At 33.3% G+C, this 19,296-nt stretch carries 21 protein-coding genes; all 21 read left to right on the forward strand.

The genetic code is table 11. From position 1 onward, the window contains the following. The first annotated feature begins 178 nt into the window (after positions 1-178). Positions 179-907: a conjugal transfer protein gene (locus ACPYKA_RS01120; protein ID WP_479540592.1), complete on the forward strand. Its 729-nt coding sequence runs from the start codon at positions 179-181 to the stop codon at positions 905-907. A 14-nt stretch (positions 908-921) separates the two neighbouring features. After that, positions 922-1,173, forward strand: a complete 252-nt coding sequence (locus ACPYKA_RS01125) for a TcpD family membrane protein (protein WP_479540573.1) — start codon at positions 922-924, stop codon at positions 1,171-1,173. Between the two features lie 16 nt (positions 1,174-1,189). After that, positions 1,190-1,735: a conjugal transfer protein gene (locus ACPYKA_RS01130; RefSeq protein WP_479540574.1), complete on the forward strand. Its 546-nt coding sequence runs from the start codon at positions 1,190-1,192 to the stop codon at positions 1,733-1,735. Then, positions 1,641-4,106, forward strand: coding sequence for an ATP-binding protein (locus ACPYKA_RS01135; RefSeq protein ID WP_479540593.1), 2,466 nt, complete (start codon positions 1,641-1,643; stop codon positions 4,104-4,106). The genes ACPYKA_RS01130 and ACPYKA_RS01135 overlap by 95 nt, the downstream gene beginning before the upstream one ends. Before the next feature lie 258 nt (positions 4,107-4,364). Next, positions 4,365-4,628 carry a hypothetical protein gene (locus ACPYKA_RS01140; protein ID WP_479540575.1) on the forward strand — a complete coding sequence of 88 codons (264 nt, stop codon included), beginning with the start codon at positions 4,365-4,367 and terminating at the stop codon, positions 4,626-4,628. Positions 4,629-4,692: 64 nt separating this feature from the next. Then, positions 4,693-4,971, forward strand: a complete 279-nt coding sequence (locus ACPYKA_RS01145; protein ID WP_479540576.1) for a hypothetical protein — start codon at positions 4,693-4,695, stop codon at positions 4,969-4,971. A gap of 125 nt (positions 4,972-5,096) precedes the next feature. Beyond that, positions 5,097-5,231, forward strand: a complete 135-nt coding sequence (locus tag ACPYKA_RS01150; RefSeq protein WP_479540577.1) for a hypothetical protein — start codon at positions 5,097-5,099, stop codon at positions 5,229-5,231. After that, positions 5,215-7,167, forward strand: coding sequence for a CD3337/EF1877 family mobilome membrane protein (locus ACPYKA_RS01155; protein WP_479540578.1), 1,953 nt, complete (start codon positions 5,215-5,217; stop codon positions 7,165-7,167). Before ACPYKA_RS01150 ends, ACPYKA_RS01155 begins: the two co-directional genes overlap by 17 nt. Before the next feature lie 336 nt (positions 7,168-7,503). Then, positions 7,504-8,622 carry a lysozyme family protein gene (locus ACPYKA_RS01160; RefSeq protein ID WP_479540579.1) on the forward strand — a complete coding sequence of 373 codons (1,119 nt, stop codon included), beginning with the start codon at positions 7,504-7,506 and terminating at the stop codon, positions 8,620-8,622. Positions 8,623-8,634: 12 nt separating this feature from the next. Next, on the forward strand, positions 8,635-9,135 hold the full coding sequence (locus ACPYKA_RS01165; RefSeq protein ID WP_479540580.1) for a hypothetical protein: 501 nt from the start codon (positions 8,635-8,637) through the stop codon (positions 9,133-9,135). A gap of 40 nt (positions 9,136-9,175) precedes the next feature. Next, the gene (locus tag ACPYKA_RS01170; protein WP_479540581.1) at positions 9,176-9,739 is read left to right on the forward strand and encodes a hypothetical protein; all 564 of its coding nucleotides are present in this window, start codon (positions 9,176-9,178) and stop codon (positions 9,737-9,739) included. A gap of 89 nt (positions 9,740-9,828) precedes the next feature. Then, positions 9,829-10,026 (forward strand): helix-turn-helix domain-containing protein, encoded by a 198-nt coding sequence (locus tag ACPYKA_RS01175; RefSeq protein ID WP_479540582.1) that lies wholly within the window; start codon positions 9,829-9,831, stop codon positions 10,024-10,026. A gap of 174 nt (positions 10,027-10,200) precedes the next feature. Continuing rightward, on the forward strand, positions 10,201-11,640 hold the full coding sequence (istA, locus tag ACPYKA_RS01180; RefSeq protein ID WP_479540583.1) for an IS21 family transposase: 1,440 nt from the start codon (positions 10,201-10,203) through the stop codon (positions 11,638-11,640). Next, positions 11,637-12,362 carry an IS21-like element helper ATPase IstB gene (gene istB / locus ACPYKA_RS01185; protein ID WP_343770210.1) on the forward strand — a complete coding sequence of 242 codons (726 nt, stop codon included), beginning with the start codon at positions 11,637-11,639 and terminating at the stop codon, positions 12,360-12,362. The genes istA and istB overlap by 4 nt, the downstream gene beginning before the upstream one ends. A 287-nt stretch (positions 12,363-12,649) precedes the next feature. After that, the gene (locus tag ACPYKA_RS01190) at positions 12,650-13,018 is read left to right on the forward strand and encodes an ArsR/SmtB family transcription factor (protein WP_379588271.1); all 369 of its coding nucleotides are present in this window, start codon (positions 12,650-12,652) and stop codon (positions 13,016-13,018) included. Beyond that, positions 13,011-15,422, forward strand: coding sequence for a heavy metal translocating P-type ATPase (locus ACPYKA_RS01195; protein WP_479540584.1), 2,412 nt, complete (start codon positions 13,011-13,013; stop codon positions 15,420-15,422). Before ACPYKA_RS01190 ends, ACPYKA_RS01195 begins: the two co-directional genes overlap by 8 nt. A gap of 138 nt (positions 15,423-15,560) precedes the next feature. Further along, positions 15,561-16,175 (forward strand): CadD family cadmium resistance transporter, encoded by a 615-nt coding sequence (locus ACPYKA_RS01200; protein ID WP_479540585.1) that lies wholly within the window; start codon positions 15,561-15,563, stop codon positions 16,173-16,175. Positions 16,176-16,201: 26 nt separating this feature from the next. Then, positions 16,202-17,227 (forward strand): flavin-containing monooxygenase, encoded by a 1,026-nt coding sequence (locus tag ACPYKA_RS01205; protein ID WP_479540586.1) that lies wholly within the window; start codon positions 16,202-16,204, stop codon positions 17,225-17,227. Between the two features lie 606 nt (positions 17,228-17,833). Next, a complete protein-coding gene (locus ACPYKA_RS01210; RefSeq protein ID WP_479540587.1) occupies positions 17,834-18,289 on the forward strand; it encodes a MarR family winged helix-turn-helix transcriptional regulator in 456 nt (151 codons plus the stop codon). Between the two features lie 77 nt (positions 18,290-18,366). Beyond that, positions 18,367-18,867 carry an arsinothricin resistance N-acetyltransferase ArsN1 family A gene (locus ACPYKA_RS01215; protein ID WP_479540588.1) on the forward strand — a complete coding sequence of 167 codons (501 nt, stop codon included), beginning with the start codon at positions 18,367-18,369 and terminating at the stop codon, positions 18,865-18,867. A gap of 87 nt (positions 18,868-18,954) precedes the next feature. Further along, a partial coding sequence (locus ACPYKA_RS01220) for an NAD(P)-binding domain-containing protein (RefSeq protein WP_479540589.1) occupies positions 18,955-19,296 on the forward strand: 342 nt, incomplete at its 3' end.

Here is a 19,296-nt window from a genome sequence, read left to right on the forward strand (position 1 = left end):
ACAAGAACACTACCATGGACACAAACAAGGTCAAGGGTGGTGGACCTGGAAGGACATGACCTTCTTGTAAATATCATGATGACGTGTTTCGTTTAAGGTGACTCTGTCATGTCAGAAGTTAAACTATGAAATTTCTACATTTAACTTGTCCGTTTTCTTGACATAAGACCAATCATTTATTAGGGTGTATATGAATGTGCCAAAAGATAGTGATGGAAGGCAAGAAAGAGCAAGTAATTTACAAGAATACATGGTATTTAATGATGAATTTAATAATGAAAAAAATGACATGTATTCTCCAGAAGGAGAAGGAACAAGAAATCTGGAATCTTTTACTCTATTTAATATAGAGGAAAGTCAATCAAATACGGTTTATCAGTATAAAGTTGTTTTTACTAATAAGCTAGAAACAGAGGTGGAAACAGGTAGAGGAAAAAACAAGAAAGTAGAAACGGAAGTAGAGGAAGAACAACAAACATTGTTATTAAATATTCCTATTGTTGTTGAAGATGGTTTATTTAGCATATCTTCTGTACCTTACTTTACAGATGTTCCTTCTTTGGCTGGGAACATTGAGTATGAGACAGAATCAATAGATTTGGAAGAATATGATGGCAATGAAAAAGAGAATATCATGATATTTCTAAATAATTTCTTTGAGAAATACACGACAGAAACTGTGGAAGAAATGTCATATTTAATGGAAGAACCGGAAACATTGAACGGTTCTTTTTTATTTGAAGAAATTCAAGATGTGGTGATCTATCAAGATAAAGAAACCTATAAAGTGTTGATAAAAGTTAACTTCAAAGATGAAATATCGGGCATCCAACAGGTAAATGATGTTGAAATGTCTATTTCGAAAGATGGAAGTAATTTTTATGTTGATGAATTTAAATATAAATAATTGGAGGAATATAAATGAATATTTTAACTGATTTATTAATTGCTACTGCTGATTTACCAGACCCAACACAAGGGTTTAATTGGTTACAGGACATTATCGAACAGGTAGTTATCTTTGGTGTTATTTTCGTATTAACAAAATTTGTTTTTAAACTAAAAATCGGGCAAATTGTTCTTGCTTTAGCAATTGGTGGTTTTGCGTATTATGCAATCAGAAATACAGAAACTGTATTCGGTTGGTTTGAAGCATTACTAGACTTACTTTAAGAAAGGGATAGTAATTATGAGAGTTGTGTTTAACTATCGTAAAGCCCTTAGAGAGCCAAAACAACTTAGGGAGATAGCGCCTGGCGTTTATCTTCCTTTTCCTATTGAGTTAATATTTGCGGTCAATTTTATATTGTTTTTTGTAATAACATTATATGTCGGAAATAAAATTAGGGATATTTATCCGTATGCTTTTGAGAAAACATGGGTGATATTCCTTCTTGGAATTCCATTATTAATGGCAACACTGTTTAAAAAAATTGAGCCAGAAGGAAAGAATATTTATATCTTTGTGTACGATTTAATCAAGTTTTTTATAACAATTAAATTGCCGAATAAGCAGTTTATAAATGACAGGCGTGTAGCTTTTGCAGATGATAAAAAAATTACTTTTAAAAAATGTGTACAGGTGGTGAGCGATAAGCATGGTAAAAGTGAAACCAGCAGTAAAGACAATAAGAAACAATATGCTGTTAACGAGAGAGGGCGACGTGTGGGCATATTATCGCATCAAGAGCAAGTCGATACCAAGTCAAAACAAAAAAATAGTAGAGCGATATAAAAAGGACTGGAAAAGATTTTTTGAGGATATAACAAAATATGAAGATTATCACTTAAAAATGTATCCTCAAGATTTAAGGTTGAAAGACCGTTTGAATGATTTAAGTTATCAATTATCGAATGATAGTGAAGATGTTGGATTATATTATCTGCACGAAACACAAAATATATTAAATGCTCGATTGGGTAAATTAACTAAAAATGATTTCATTGTTGGAATAAAGTTAAAGAACGATATGATTAGATTAGATGCTGATATAAAGGAAAATGCCTATAATGTATTTGCAACGGTGACAGATAAAGTCGTTAATGTATTGGGATGGGAACAAAATGTTCCTGTCTCTTTTTTTAATCAATTTAAGGAGTTGGAAGAAACAGTATTGACTTCTGTTTCTAATGTGAATGGGGAGCGTTTAGAAGAGCATGAATTGATTTATATAAATCGTTATGATTTTATAAGGGGCTTACATCATGACGTAGCAGAAGAAATGGAAGGTAGTACAGTAGGCGCTATTACAAATACTAAAATTAATCCTAGTTATACAGCATCATTAAAAATAGAATCAGAACAAGATGAGGGTTTTATATCCTTTGTTGTGGTAGACGAATTACCACACAATATGGCTGAAAGTGATTTGTTTTTTGAAGCGCAATCTTTACCATTTGAAGTGGAAGTTAATATAAAAGGACAGGTAGAGTCAAAGTCGAAAACTAAAATGAATATGAATATTAAGGGGAGAGAATTGAATGAAGCTGCAAATGAACAGGCTGTTAGTGAAGGGGATATTGATGACAGTTTAACAGATAGCAGTAAACTCGTAAGGAATTTACAAAATGATTTAAAAGATAGTGATACGTACCTGCATAACTGGCTTGCTGGGATAACAGTAACTGGAAAAAGTAAAAAGGAATGTCTAGTAAAAGCAAGGCAAGTAAAGAGTTTTTTTAAACAGTTAAATACTAGATGCCATGTTCCTGTTGCCGATCAGTTAGACTTGTTTTATCGTTTTCTACCCGGTGAAAAGTTAGATATTACTTCACGTAGTTGGTTGCAAAAAACGACCCAAGACGGTGTAGCGGAAAATTTCTTTGCTGTAAATAGTGATTTAGGAAATAAGATTGGTTTCTTCATTGGATGGGTGGATAGATTCAATGAACATGATTCTTTAGAAAGTGCGAAAAGAACAAGTCGGCATCCTATTTTGCATCATCCATTCCTAGCGAATCAAAATATTAAAGGAAGTAAGAAGCGTTCACCACATGTTTTGATTACTGGTGATACTGGCAACGGAAAATCTTATTTAGCAAAATTATTATTTAATTTTATGACTTTCTTAAATGTTAGTGCGCTTTATATAGACCCGAAAAAAGAATTTCGTAAATGGATAGAGAAAGTCAAAAATGACAGTATCATCAAACGTGATTATCCGTTATTTGTCGAACATTTAAAAATGTTTAAATTTATTACGTTAGACCATGAACAGCCAGAAAATTGGGGAGCATTAGACCCGATAACGTTTTTAAAAAAATCAGCAGCTAAGGAATTATTAGAAGATATTTTTTCTCAAATATACGATTTTTCGGGAAAAGATGATGTTCATAAGGCTTTCTTACAAGCAATTAATAAAGTTACAGATCGTAGGCAAAAGGGCGAACAAGTAGGTTCAATGCAAGTTATAGAACTTATGCAGAAAAGTAATATAACATCAATAAAAGATGCTGGTGATTTGTTATATGAGCGTATTGCAGACAGTATATTAAAATTGATAGTGCATGATGGTTCAAATGAATCTCTATCATTAGAGGATAGAATTTCTATTATTGAAATTGAAAATATTGATTTACCTAGAGCCACTGACCCGATTGAGACTTATACAAGTAGTCAAATGAAATCAAATGCTATTATGATGGCTTTAGGAAAGTTTTATGAATTGTTTGGTACGAGGGATAAAGAAGAAAATACAGCAGTATTCATTGATGAAGCATGGATGATTACTGCCAGCCAGCAAGGAAAGAAAGTAGAAAAATCAATGAAACGTATCGGAAGAAGTTTTAATAATGCTTTATATTTTATTAGTCAAAGTACGAAAGATGCGATTCGAGAAGAAGAAAATGAAACAGGGAACTTTGGTGTCGCTTTTGCCTTTGATGAAGAAAATGAAAGACCCGATATATTAAAGTGGATGAACATGGAAGAAACAGAAGAAAATATAGAAATGCTGGATAGTATGTATCAAGGTCAATGTTTAATGAAAGATATGTATGGTCGTTCTGGAAAAATCACAATTGAAAACCTCTTTGAAGAATGGGATGGCGCATTAGAGACTGTCAATAAATCAGAAGTAGCTTATGCAGAAGAAAAATATCTATAAGAAATGACTATCAATAACTGGTAGTCATTCTTTCATTTATAAAGGAAGGATGAATTATATGGATATTAGAAAAGAATTTAATCCAGTAAAATTAATTGCTAATTTATTTGTTTTTTTGGAGTTTTATAAATATTGTTCTATCAATAATTTTTTCAGTTTTTGCAGTAGTTGACCATATTAGTATTAGAAAAAGGAAAAAAAGAGGTGATCTTCTTATAAGAGGGTCACTTTTTTAATATATAAAAGGAGTTGTTTTGAATGAATAACAATATTGTAGATGTTGATAACTGGATGAAATTTGAGGAAGAATTGGTAGAATTAAATGCTTTTCATTTAAATGAGGGGGTGAGATTAGAAGCGATAGAAAGGGCACAAGCGGGCGAAACTGAAAGTTTCTATGTGATTGCTTTAGATGAAAGGAATAATGATAAAAAGTATTGGTTTCATTTCTCATTCTGGGATTCAGAAGATGACGAGGGAGAAAAGATTTTGGTATATGATGGCTATACAACGGATGAATAACAAAAAAAGTAGTGGTTGCTAAAACAAGCAGTCACTTTTTATTTTATAAAAGGAGTTGTTATGTATGAAAAATATTGAAGTAGTAAACTATCGTAACTCTGTAAAATTAGAGGAAGATTTAAATGCTCTAGGCAAAGGAAAAGATTATTCTTCCATAGAGGAAGAATCAATTGAACAGGCGTGTTTACCAGAAAGTTTAGAATCTGGCTTAGTTAATGTTAGGAAAGACTATGAAAAAGATTCCATAGTTTGTATCTTTCATGTAACAGAATTGGAAGATAATGAGGAAGAAGAAAAAACATTGGTAGAACTATCTTATTATATAACGAATCATTATTCATAAAAAATCGAGGGTGACTGCTGAAAAAAAGGCAGTCACTTTTTATTTTATCTGAAAGGTTGGTGATAAAGATGGCGCATGATATTTTCCTACGCTCTTATGTATCTAGTATTGAAGGGAATCTTCAAATGCTGAAAAGGCTTGAAGAAGGAAAAGAACGTGGAAATAAAGATGCTGAATTTTTAGCTTATTGTAAAGGTGGAATCGACGCTTGTGAAAGAATACTAGAATTTGAGAAGGATTTGAATGCCAATGAGAAATAAAAAATGGTTGTTAGGAATACTTTCTGTATTCATTTTATGCCTAACTCTCACAACATCAACAAATGTATATGCGGAAGAAGAGGATGAAGAAGAAGGCGATAAAAGTGAAAATCCAGCATCTTTTACAGGCTGGGATATTAATGATGAAGAATGGCAAGTTATTGCAACCTTTTACCGTTTTATTTTAGGTAAAGATTTTGACTTTGATCCATCTGAACATATGGATGATAAACCGGAATTAGATACTGATGAATCAGGTGGTATTGAATTAGAAATAGATAGATGGGAAATTGAACGTTATTCAGTTCATACGGAAGATTTGTCTGGTATGATAAATGGTAATTTAAATGATGTTAGTAATGCTATTATGTCTGTGAATCATACTATTGCTGATATAACGGACACTGCATTTGCTGAATTATTTACAAGTGACATATTAAATCAATTTGCTAATGATATAGAAACAGTAACTTCTAGTATATATGATGAGTTAAAAGACCGTTTTGTTGAAGTATTGTTTCTTATATTAGTTGCATATTTAGCTTATTTATTTTTTGCGAAAGGTAATTTACAAGCAGTTTTAAAGAAATCATTTGTTTTTGCGCTAGTTGTAATAGTTGCTGGTTATTGGATTGCAAATAGTGCTTTTCTTCTAAAAACATTAAATTACTGGGCTGATGAAGGGCAAGGTTATCTAGTAGATGCTGGAAATACTATGCTTGATTTTGCTGGAGAAAAAGAAGGCGTTTTTGCTGAAGTAGATAATATTAATGATGATGATACGTTAAATGGTACTGTATCGGTAATCCGTAACCTATATTTTGATTTAGCTGTAAAAAGACCATATTTAATGATTAATTATAATCAAACGAAAGAAGAAGATATTAATAATAATGATAGTATAGGTCAAGAATATGGTTGGGGATTTGATGAATATAACAGAGTAGATAGAATGTTATCTTTTAAATTAACATCAAAAGGGATGGCATATCGTTCTATGTATGCACAAGCTGAGGTTATTCATGAAAGTAATAATTCTATGGGTGCTGGTGGTGCATGGAGACAATTTGGGTTGGTACTATTAACTCTAATTTCTACTATTTTTCTAAGTATACCATTTCTTATACTTGGTGCATTAAATTTTATTTTACAGTTATTATTATTAGCGATAGCTTTTATTATTCCATTTATGGCGGTAATAAGTTATATCCCACAATTTGCAAATACTTTATTTAAGACATTCGGAAAAATGGCTAGTGTAATTGTTTTGAAGATTCTTTTAGGTATCTTTATATTATTTGTATATCTGGTTGCGTTTGTGGTTAATAACTTTTTACCACCAGATACGACAGGTATGTATTATTTAAATGTGATTGCTATTGCTGGTTTAATATACTTTCTATTTATTAAACGTGACGCTGTAATAAGTATGATTACAGCTGGATATGTTACTTCCTTAGATAAGAATATGATGACAAATATTCACAAAGGAATGGATAATGTAAAAAATAATGTACAAGGTCATGGCAAAGATTTCAAAGAAAAATTTATGCCTACAAGAAAACCTAGTAAACCTGTTAGTTCTCCTAATTCAAAAAATAATAGTCCTTCTGAGGATAAAGACGATAAGAATCCTAAAACGAAAACTGGCAAAGAAACTGATTCTAAACAGATTAAACGTACTCCGCAATTATCCAAAACGGATAAAGAGAATAGTCGTGTAGCAAAAAATAGAAAGTTAACACCTATTGAACGCAAAAAACAAATGCTATCACGTAGGAAGGAAGGTCAACCGGATAAAAAACGACAAAATAAGAAAAATCAATCAGAAGAAATAACTAAGAAACAAAATAGTGATGATAAGAAGAAACCATCAACTAAAAAGCCTATGAAGCTAAATAAGGATTACAAAACCAAAAGGAACAATCAGCCTTAACTAAAAAAAACAATCGAAATAAAGTAGGTTATGGTGTTCATAACGTCGGAGAAGGAGAAGGTATTGACCCGAAACAAAAAATAAAATCAATCCGTAGTCCGCAAAATTTAGATATAAAAAAGAGTAGGAAGATTGATAAGGTTGATAATTTAGATGTAAAGGAAGGTGTTAATAAAAAGAATCATAAAAACTATAAAAATACACTGTACGATGCGTATGATGTAGAACGTAATAAAGGGATTGAATCCGTTGAACAAAAGAAAAAGGATAGAAAAATAGATAATGAACTGTCTTAAATAGGCAGTTCTTTTTTTATTTTAGGTGGTGATTAGATCAGTGAAAAAACTTAGAAAAGGTCGATTGTACAAAATGATACCGATACAATACAGAATAATTATTTCATTGGTTATTCTTTTCTTTTTCTTCATTATTGGCTTGGTTATTTTATTGTTTTTATTATTGATGGGTTCTTATCTTGAAGATAATCCAATGATAGAAAATTATCTTCAAGGACAAATGGAAGAAGAACAAGAGCAATCAGAAGAACGAGAGCCTGTATCTGGTGCATATATCGTTTCTGGAATTGCTCCAGAGGTAACACGCTATGAAGAATATTTTCGTAAATATGCTAAAGAAAATGGGATTGAACAGCATACAGAAGTCATTATGGCTATGACAATGCAAGAATCGGGCGGTAGGTTAGCTGATGTCATGCAATCTTCCGAATCACTAGGGTTGCCTGTAAATACACTGACAGACCCGGAAAAATCAATTGAACAAGGTGTGAAATATTTTGCTCAAACGTTAGATGAAGCTGGTGGTGATCTTGAATTAGCATTACAGGCTTATAACATGGGCAGTGGCTTTATCAATTATGTAGATGAACACAATAATGGAGAATATTCAAAAGAGATGGCTATACAATTCAGTAATGAAATGGCTGCAAAGATGGATTGGTCACGTTATGGAGATGTAAATTACGTTGATAATGTGATGCGTTATGTGGAAGAAGATGAATCTGTGCCAGTTGATAGTAATAGCAGTGGTGGTTGGGCAATGCCATTAGATGAAATTAGAGTAACGAGTGAATTTGGAGTAAGAACACACCCTGTAACTGGTGAGGCGGAATCATTTCATGGCGGATTAGATTTTGCTTGTACACCAGAAGATGACATATTGTCTGTGAAAAATGGTGAAGTTGTGGAAGCTATTCATAGTAATGTAGGGTACGGAAATTATGTTACTGTTCAACACTCTGAAAATGAATTTTCTCGATATGCTCATATGACATCACTATCTGTATCAGTTGGGGATAGTGTTAGTCAAGGTGATTCTCTAGGGAAGTGTGGCACGACAGGTACAAGTACAGGAAATCACTTACATTTGGAACATATGACAGAGTTAGGTCAAGCGCATGAGGATAAAAATGACCCTAAAAACACATTGGGATTATAAAGAGGTGAAATGATGAAAAGTTATGTATTAATTGGTTTGTTATTTATCGTATTGATTGCTTTCAGTATATTTCAATATATAGAAAAATCAAATTTACAAAATGCGTTAGATAATAATGAACGAAAATTTGAAGAAATGATAGAAGAAAATGAAACGCTCTATTTTGAAGCTAGTGAAACAGCAGAAAAATTCATTTTAGCCTATTTTAATTATGAACAGCATCCAAAACAAGATGATGTAGAAAAATATTTATCGCCAGCAATTATAAATGACTTGAACTTTTCCTCACCAGAGGAATATGAGGAAGAAATGTCTGATATAACATCATCAGTCAGTAATTTAAATATTTATTTAGGTGATGCAGTAGATGGAAGGCAAAAAGTTTTAGGTGTATTCGATAATATTTTAAATGTCTATGGTGGCGAAAGTACAGTGAAGTCATTAATAGAAATGGATTTAGAAAATACAGAAAACGGCTGGCGAATAGTCGATTTTAGTTTTTATCAGTATTAATTTTGTGTTACCCTTATATTAATATAAATTTATCGGTGGGGTGATTATTATTTTAAAAAGTTTGAAGGTGATAAGTTTAATATTGATTATGACATTACTTGCAGCATGTAGTATTGGCGGTAGTGAAGATGCTAATGAAAAATCTGGTGTTCTGTCTGAAATGAAAGAAATAGATGATAAGATAGGTAATGATGGAGAAAATGAAATAGATTACGATGATACTGCGGAAAATGAGGTTTTGATTGATTTAGCTTTAGAAGAATTTAAAGAGGAATCGGAACATATGGGCGAATTTTCAAATACTAAGTATAGTACGTTAACTATTGAAGATTTGAGAAATGTGACTGATGTTCAAATTTGGCATAACAAATATATTTTAATTAATGTAAATGCAGATAATCCTGATAGACATTCCAGTTCGGATGATTTTGAAAGATATTATAAATATGAAAATGGAGAATTGATTGATAGTCAATGTAAAGATGGAATTTCGGGTTGCAGTAAAGAGGTATTAACAAGCGAAGAAATGAATTTTATAAAAGATGAACCAGATTTTAAGGAAGAAAGTGACAATGTTTTAGATTTAACAAAAACGTTTGAATAAGACATTAAAATAATATTACTTTTATAAAGAGCAGCCAAACAATGTCTGTTCTTTTTTTATGTTTTTGATTAATAAAAGTAGGATAAAAAATGTCAGATGTATTGAATCTAAAAGATATTATGGAAATCTTAGATATTGGTAGGAGACAGACTTATGAGTTATTGGAGAATCCGCCTTTTCGAGTGGTTAGGGTAGGGCGTTTAATTAAAATATCAAAGAAATCATTTTATAATTGGCTTGATGGGGAACAGGAACAAGTAAATTATAGACTTAATTTAGCTAATTAGAGGATATCATGTTCAATGTATGGGCATGGTGTATATGGCAAAATAAAAGTACATAGTAATGCAGCGTAAAAGTACATAACGTTGCACATAAAAAAAGGCTTGCCAGCCTCCAAAATTTTCTCTACTGTTATTGGTGTCTAATCAAAGCAGTGGAGGTCGAAAGGAATGCTGACAATGCCTGAAGTTAATTCTATCAAATGTTTGAGAAATGATAAATCATTATCTATTAATGCCATCGCAAATATACATAACATCAACTGGCGTACCGCAAAGAAATATGCTGATGTTGATCAGATACCTAAAGAAAAAAATAAAAATAGAAAAGGTATGATGTATGAAAAGAAATGGGGAGAAATTATTTCCGACTGGCTTTTAGAGGATCTAAAACTGAAAAGGAAATCCAGACGAACAAATAAACAATTATTCGAAAGTCTACAGAAGATGGAATTTCCCGGTTCTTACCGAACCGTATGTAACTTTATTCAAGAATGGCGGGAGAGTAGGAATTTATCAGAAGAAGACCATGATGAAAACTACGAAAGGCTATCCCATCCCCCAGCCGAGGCACAACTTGATTTCGGTCTGATGGAAGCAGTGAAGGATGGAAAGTATATGGATGTCCATTGTCTCGTCATGACGTTACCTTTTAGTAATGATGCTTACGCCATTCCTTTGCCGGGAGAAAACCAAGAATGTCTTTTCTATGGTATGAAGAAAATCTTTAAACAGTTGGGCGGCGTTCCTAAGAAAGTACGGATTGATAATATGAAGACGGCCGTAATAAAACCAAGGAGCCGGAATGAAGAAACCGTGTTTACCAATGAATTTCTTATGTTTGCGAACTTTCATGGGTTTAAGCCGCAGGCTTGTAATCCCTATTCTGGTAATGAAAAAGGGAATGTAGAAAATAAAGTTGGGTATATTCGTTACAATTTTATTAACCCAGCTCCCGTAATTAAAGATTTAGACCATTTCACACGATTGTTGGAAAAACAATTAGCTGAGGATCGTACTCGAATGCATTACGAGAAAAAGCGTTCGATACTTGAACTGTCAGAGGAGGAACATCAATTTCTATTGGCTCTGCCGGATGAAGCGTATCCTGTTTTCAAGGAAGAAAAATTGAAAGCTAATAAATACGGAGAAGTTGTGATAGATAAAACGAAAGTTTATATCCCTAAAGGGTATAATTACTCACAGCTGACTATCGTGAAGTATTGGGACCGTTTTAAGGTCATATCTCCTTATGGAGAAATACTTCATGAAGATTATCGCCCTTATATGCATCAAGGACACAAGATACCTTGGCGTTCTATTTTGAAAAGCTGGCTGGCCAAACCACGTGTAGTAGATTATTCACGTCACGCTAAATATTTACCTGGCCGTATCGCTGAATATATCAAAGTGGGGAATTACGATATTAGAAAAGAAAGAATGAAGTGGTTAATTTCATTGCTTGCCACTTATGATATAACAGAAATCAATGAAGCGTTTTATGAGCTGGTAGGTAAGCAGCCTTCTACTCTTCAGGAACCGAATCATCACCCTTACGACATTGATTGGTCCAAATATGATAAGCTTCAAAAGTTAACAGGTTCGGCAGGTGAAGCGTGATGAGTGAATTGAAAGCCATGTGTAAATCGCTTCGTCTCGCCCATATAGCAGAAATATATGAAAGCATTCCCTTTGAAAATTCACGACAGTATTTGGAATCCTTACTGTCCAAGGAATTAGAGTTGCGTGAAGCAGCCAAAGTAGAAAAATTAATCAAAAAAGCTCGCTTTCTTCAAGAAAAGTCGCTTGCCACTTTTCAGTGGCATGACCAGATTCACTTTCCTCCTCAAATGGATGTGGAAGAACTAAAGAGACTGCACTTTATTCAATCAAAAGAAAATTTGATTTTAACAGGGTCACCAGGTACAGGAAAAACACATTTAGCGACAGCCATTGGTTACGAGGCATGTAAGACAGGGCTAGAGGTAAGGTTTTATCGTGTATCTGATTTGGTGGCGAATTTGGAGAAAGCTTGGAAAGAGGATAAACTGGGATTTTTTCAAAGCAAATTTAAAAATGTTGATCTCATCATTTTGGATGAAATGGGCTATGTCCCGTTCACCACCGAAGGTGCTGAACTTTTTTTTCAACTAATCTCTGCCTGGTATGAACAGAAAAGTCTTATCATCACGTCCAATTTAGAATTCAGTCAGTGGAATCGTATTTTCGGTGATTCGAGATTAACAGCAGCACTTGTAGATCGCGTGATTCATCATGCCCACATCCTGAATTTCACGGGCGATAGTTTTAGAATCACCCATGCATTATCAAGAAACAACTAAACTAAATTAGGCTGGCAAGCTTGTGTATATTTACATTGCAATCTTATGTACTTTTCCATTGCAAAATACACATGGTATCCTCTTTTTTTGTTTTGTTTCATATTATAAATTATTTCATGTGTAATTTTAATTACAACATAATAATGGCTAACCAACAAATTAGCATAAATATTTATTACTTGAAACTATAAAAAATTCGTTGTTCATTCAAATATTTACTTGACTAAAGCGATGCAAAAAGTTATACTTCATTCAAATAGATACTTGAATAAAATTGAGGTGAAAAAATGTCTAACCAACAAACTTGTGAAATTTTTTGTTATGATGAAGAAAAGGTTAATCGAATACAAGGGGATTTACAAACAGTTGATATTTCCGGTGTTAGCCAAATGTTAAAGGCTATTGCTGATGAAAATAGAGCAAAAATCGCTTATGCTCTTTGTCAGGATGAAGAGTTGTGTGTTTGTGATATAGCAAATATCTTAGGTGTTACGATAGCAAATGCTTCTCATCATTTACGAACGCTTTATAAGCAAGGGATTGTCAACCATAGAAAAGAAGGAAAACTCGCTTTCTATTCGTTAAATGATGAACATATCAGGCAGATAATGATGATCGCCTTAGCACATAAGAAAGAAGTGAAGGTCAATGTCTGAACAAAAGGTGAAACTAATGGAAGAAGAAATGAACGTCTATCGGGTTCAAGGATTTTCGTGTGCAAATTGTGCAGGAAAGTTTGAGAAAAATGTTAAAAAGATTCCAGGCGTTCAAGATGCAAAAGTAAATTTTGGAGCATCAAAAATATCCGTTTACGGAGCACCTACAATTGAAGAATTAGAAAAAGCCGGTGCTTTTGAGAATTTAAAAGTGGCTCCTGAAAAAACTAGGAATCAAGCTCAACCAGAGGTTAATCAAGAAAAAAATGTATACCAAGTTCAAGGATTTTCATGTGCAAATTGTGCGGGGAAATTTGAAAGAAATGTTAAAGAGCTTCCAGGAGTTCAAGATGCAAAGGTAAACTTTGGAGCATCAAAAATATCCGTTTATGGTGAAACTTCCATTGAAGAATTAGAAAAGGCTGGTGCTTTTGAAAACTTAAAGGTTGCTCCTGACGAACGGAGACAACAGGCTTCTCAAGAGGTTCAAGAAGAAAAAAAGGAAGAGAAAATACCTTTTTATAAAAAGCATAGTACTTTGCTTACTTCAGCATTATTTCTTGTTTTCGGTTATCTTTCCTTGTTTGTTAACGGTGAAGAAAACATTGTAACTACCTTATTATTTTTAGCTTCCATGGTAATCGGAGGATTATCACTATTTAAAGTCGGGTTCCAAAATTTATTACGCTTTGAATTTGATATGAAAACCCTTATGACAGTTGCTGTTATTGGTGGCGCTATTATTGGTGAGTGGGCTGAAGTTGCTGTTGTTGTTATTCTCTTTGCAATAAGCGAGGCACTGGAAAGATTCTCTATGGATAGAGCAAGACAATCGATTAGTTCATTAATGGACATTGCACCAAAAGAAGCACTCGTTAGGCGAAATGGACAAGAAATCATGATCCATGTGGATGATATCGTTGTAGGTGACATCATGATTGTGAAACCAGGGCAAAAGATTGCTATGGATGGTGTGGTTGTAAATGGTAACTCATCCGTGAATCAAGCAGCTATAACAGGTGAGTCTGTTCCTGTTACCAAGACGCTTGATGATGATGTATTTGCAGGTACTTTAAATGAAGAAGGTTTGCTTGAGGTTAAAATAACCAAATTAGTAGAGGATACTACAATTTCCAAAATTATACACCTTGTAGAAGAAGCACAAGGGGAACGTGCTCCAGCGCAAGCTTTTGTCGATAAGTTTGCGAAATATTACACGCCTATCATTATGATTATTGCAGCGTTAGTTGCTGTTATCCCTCCTGTCTTTTTTGATGGCAGTTGGGAAACGTGGATTTATCAAGGTTTAGCTGTTCTTGTTGTTGGTTGCCCTTGTGCATTAGTTATATCCACTCCGATTGCTATCGTTTCAGCTATCGGAAATGCAGCAAAAAAAGGTGTACTTGTAAAAGGCGGAGTATACTTGGAGGAAATGGGTTCCTTAAAAGCAATTGCATTTGATAAAACGGGTACACTCACAAAAGGTGTTCCAGTTGTAACAGATTTCAACTTATTAAATAGACAGATAGAAGAAAAAGAGCTGTTTTCCATCATTACAGCGCTTGAATACCGTTCGCAACACCCTCTTGCTTCAGCAATTATGAAAAAAGCAGAGCAAGAGAATATCTCTTACTCAGATATAACTGTGGAAGACTTTTCTTCTATTACGGGTCGGGGTATAAAAGGAATTGTAAATGGAAGAACCTATTATATAGGAAGTCCAAAACTCTTCAAGGAATTATTTGTTCCTGATTTTAGCCAAGAGTTCGAAGATAAGGTTAAAAACCTTCAAAATCAAGGAAAAACAGCTATGATTATTGGAACTGAACAAAATATACTTGCTGTTATTGCAGTTGCTGATGAAGTACGTGAAATAAGTAAAGATGTGATTCAAAAGTTAAATCAGTTAGGTATCAAACAGACAATTATGTTGACCGGTGATAATAAAGGTACTGCAGATGCAATTGGTTCGCACGTAGGCGTATCGGATATTCAATCAGAATTGATGCCACAGGATAAATTGGACTATATTAAACAATTGAGATCGGAATATGGTAATGTAGCCATGGTTGGTGATGGTGTCAATGATGCTCCAGCGCTTGCTGCATCTTCTGTTGGAATTGCAATGGGTGGGGCTGGTACAGATACAGCGTTAGAAACGGCAGACGTTGCTTTAATGGGAGACGATTTAAGAAAGCTTCCATTCACTGTGAAACTTAGCCGAAAAGCTCTAAATATCATCAAAGCTAATATTACTTTTGCCATTGCTATTAAATTTATTGCTTTACTGCTAGTGATTCCGGGCTGGTTAACACTTTGGATTGCCATTCTCTCTGATATGGGTGCAACTCTTTTAGTAGCGTTAAATGGGTTAAGGCTTATGCGCGTGGATGAAGATGAATAGGTTTAAAGTGTTAAAACAGAATAATAAAATTACGCCTGCCAACAAATATTTTAGTATATCTGTATAAGTGTTCCAATTTAAGGGCTTTTCAATTTGAAGAAAAGTCCTTATTATCCCAAAAACATTGGAGATGGAAAAATGATTGTAACGGCGCTTACTGCTGCTGCGGTTTATGTAGCAACAGGAATTGATTATCTCGTTATATTAATTCTTTTGTTCTCGCAAATAAAAAAAGGTCAGGTAAAACATATTTGGATAGGACAATATATAGGGACTGCAATTATTATAGCTGTAAGTCTTTTAGTTGCTCTGGGGGTTGCAAATTTAATTCCTCAGCAATGGGTTATAGGACTACTTGGACTTTTACCACTTTACTTAGGTATAAAAATATGGATTAAAGGGGAAGAAGATGAAGATGAAAGTAGCATTTTATCCTTATTTTCCTCAGGCAAATTTAATCAGTTATTTTTGACGGTTACTTTCATTGTATTGGCATCCAGTGCGGATGATTTTTCCATTTATATACCGTACTTCACGACATTAAATATAATTGAAATCTTTGTTGCTGTTATTGTCTTTTTAATAATGGTTGGGGTTTTATGTTATGTCAGTTATCGCTTAGCCACCTTAGATTTTGTATCGGAAAAAATTGAGAAATATGAACGTTGGATTGTACCTATTGTATTCATAGGTTTAGGGATTTATATAATGTTTGAAAATGGTACGATCAACACTCTGTTTTCCCTTTTATAAGTATTAATGCTTAATTGGAGGTTTCCATGGAATACGATGTTATCATAATTGGCGGAGGGCAAGCAGGGTTAGCAATGGGTTACTCATTAAAAAAGAAAAATAAGCGTTTTACAATTCTTGATGAAAACGAATCGACAGGTGAATCTTGGCGACAACGCTATGATTCTTTACAGTTGTTTACCCCAAGGAATTACAGTCAGTTACATGGATTCTTGTTTAAAGGGAGACCGGAGGGATTTCCTCTAAAAAACGAAGTTGTAGATTACTTGAAGCGTTTTAAAGAAGAAAACGATTTACCTGTGATATACAATCAAAAAGTAATAGAACTCACACAAAGGAATGACCAAAAGTTCCTGGTGATTACTCAAAATCAAAGGTATATAACAAAACATGTTGTAGTTGCTACTGGGGCTTTTCATCATCCTTTTATTCCTAAAATACATGATAATTCGATTCCTTTTATGATTCATTCTTCTGAATATAAAAATCCCTCACAAATTCCTGAAGGAAAGGTTTTAATTGTCGGTGCTGGAAACACAGGTATTCAAATTGCTGCAGAACTAAGCCGAACTCACTCTGTTTTGCTTGCTAAAAGTAAACCGATTAAAAGATTACCTCAAAGAATTACTGGAAAAAGTTTATTTTGGTGGTTTGAATTTTTAATGCTATCTAAAGCAAAGCCTGAATCAATGCTAGGGAAGTTTCTTCAGAAAAGAGATCCGATTATAGGGGATGATTATAAGATTGTCAAAAAGCATGTTGAGATTTTAGGACGTGTTAAGAGCGTAAATGATGGTCAAATATACTTTCAGGGTTCGACTCCAAAGCAAGTGTCATCAATTATTTGGGCAACTGGTTATCATAATAATTACTCATGGATTAATATTGATGGTGTCACTAATGAAAATGGAAAACCCATTCATCATTATGGAATTACAAACATAAAAGGACTCTATTTTATTGGTTTGAGTTGGCAAAGTAAAAGAAGTTCAGCATTAATTTATGGTGTCAGCGACGATGCTACAAGGATTGCTGAAAAAATTGTTCCATAATTTAAGCTCTACTTATTTGAAAAAAACTCATTATGCCACAATAGGGCGCAATAGTGAAACAAACAAGATAACACGTAAGAATCATGAATAGAAGTGCTATCCTGCTTTTGTTTTTAATAGTTGGAGAATAGGTCTTTTAATATCTTTCCACACTATTTTCCGATAACCCTTTAAAATTAACTCGTGATAAAAAATGATGACTTGCTTTTTTTTTAATGATAATATCAATTTTAACATGTTAGGGTTTAAAGTAAGATTTTTGGTAGGATTTTGGTAGGTTTTTAGCTGGCATGGTAGTTTTTTTGAGGATATAACAGGATATTGAAAATTTAATTGATTTTGTGTAAAGTCATATAGGAAGCTATGTTAGAGCATTTAAGATAACAAAAGGTAATAACAAAATTTAATATTATTCTTCGGGGCAGGAAGAAATTATCAAAATGGGCTGATTCCTTAACTATATTATATAAAAAGGGTTTAGGAAGGTTTAGGAAAGAAATTTTATGGAGAATATTTTCTAAGTTCTTTTTTATTAATCGCTTAATATATTTTGATTAGTTGACAAAATCAATTATTGCTATTATCATTTGAATTGAGGTGACAATAATGAATACAGAAGCAATTGAGATAAGAGAAATTCTCCAACAATTAGTTCGGGATTTCGGCTTATTGCAGCGTGAAGGGTCTGAATGTTGTGGAATAACAGTTCAGCAAAGCCATATTATATATGAGTTGAATAAACATCCTCGTATATCTTTGATTGACTTAGCTGAGAAATTATCAATGGATACGGGAATGCTAAGCAGACAAATTAATAAATTGGTGGGAATAGATTATGTTTCCCGAATGTCTGATCCTAATGATAGACGGTTTGTAGTCTTATCACTTACTAAAAATGGGCAAGCGAAGGCAAATGAAATTTCAGACCAGATGAATCAATATATTGGGCAGATATTAGGATTCATTCCAATTGATAAAAAAGATCAGGTAATAGACAGTTTGCGAATTTTACTAGGTGCTTTGAAGAAGAATGACGGTCCTGGATGTTGTACCACTATATAAATAGTGCTTTCCTTATTGGTAAACATTTGACTTTGTCAAGTATTGATATAATCAAATTGTTTGGGGAGGGATACATAATGAATATTAGAAAAGTGGAGGAAAAAGATCTAACTGAAATCTTAAATATTTACAATCAAGCCATAGAGGATAGAATTGCCACACTTGAGGTGAAGATAAAAAATCAAGAATATATACATTCCTGGTTTCTTCAGCATCAAGGTAGATACGTTGGCTTAGTCGCAGAGAATAAAGAAATAGGCATTATGGGATGGGCAGCTATCAATCCTTATAATTCTAGAAAAGTTTACAAGAGGGTGGGAGAAGTTTCTATCTATATTCATCGAAACTTTAGAGGACAGGGGGTGGGGCAAAAATTACTAAAACAACTAGAAATAGAAGTATTGAAACACGATTTTTATAAGTTAGTTCTGTTTACTTTTCCATTTAACGCTTTAGGTCAAGGATTATATAATAAATTGCAATATCGTAAAGTAGGGGTATTTAAGAATCAAGGAATCCTTGATGATAAATTTGTGGATGTTATGGCAATGGAAAAAATAATTGGTAATAATTTGTAAAATGCTTTAGTGTTTTTGTATACAACAAAGACCCGGATTATAAATTCGATGAAGGAATACAATTAAAAATTTAGGAGGATGATGAACGTGAAACCTATAGAAATTAAAACGAATTGTTGTCAACCCCAAGAAGAACAACAAGTAAGCAATAATCAATATAACCTGCATCTACCAGTTGTAGTCATTGGTGCTGGACCAGTAGGTCTTGCCGCAGCAGCCCATTTAGCCAGTTATGAACAATCATTTATTTTATTGGAATCCGGTTCCCAAGTAGGAGAAAATATTTTATCATGGGAGCATGTCCAAGTCTTTTCACCTTGGAAATATAATATTGATAAGACTGCATTTAAATTTCTTAAAAAGCAAGATTGGAATGTACCGAATCAAGATGAATTGCCTACTGGTAAAGAGTTAGTTGACCAGTATTTA

It is taken from the genome of Pseudogracilibacillus amylolyticus (SeqCode), assembly GCF_051918545.1.
GTDB lineage: Bacteria > Bacillota > Bacilli > Bacillales > Amphibacillaceae > Pseudogracilibacillus.